The 424-nt window shown below is 42.2% G+C and carries 2 tRNA genes and 1 rRNA gene; all 3 read right to left on the bottom strand.

The window, feature by feature from the left end:
* Positions 1-96: 96 nt before the first annotated feature.
* Positions 97-172 (bottom strand) — tRNA-Ala (locus ACSUE0_RS14545).
* 21 nt (positions 173-193) lie between these two features.
* A tRNA-Ile gene (locus ACSUE0_RS14540) sits at positions 194-270 on the bottom strand.
* Positions 271-372: 102 nt separating this feature from the next.
* Positions 373-424: ribosomal RNA gene (locus ACSUE0_RS14535) — 16S ribosomal RNA — on the bottom strand; the annotation flags it as partial.

Here is a 424-nt window from a genome sequence, read left to right as displayed (position 1 = left end):
GAATTCAAAGCTTGTTAAAAACTCTAATTCACTCGGTTTTGCTTGGTAAAATCATAAATTTTACTTACTTATCTAGTTTTCAATGTACAAATTTTATGGTGGAGACTAGCGGGATCGAACCGCTGACCTCCTGCGTGCAAAGCAGGCGCTCTCCCATCTGAGCTAAGCCCCCATAAAAAATATTCAAATCTAATGGTGGGCCTAAGTGGACTCGAACCACCGACCTCACGCTTATCAGGCGTGCGCTCTAACCAGCTGAGCTATAGGCCCATTCCGATATGAATACTCTAATGAGCATTCAAAACTGAATACAATATGTCAATGTTATTCCTATTCATCTTCGTAAGAAGATGTTTCCGAATATATCCTTAGAAAGGAGGTGATCCAGCCGCACCTTCCGATACGGCTACCTTGTTACGACTTC

Origin of the sequence: Staphylococcus sp. AS1337 (assembly GCF_051408735.1) — a bacterium.
GTDB lineage: Bacteria > Bacillota > Bacilli > Staphylococcales > Staphylococcaceae > Staphylococcus > Staphylococcus xylosus_B.
This window is presented reverse-complemented; position numbering and strand designations above follow the sequence as displayed.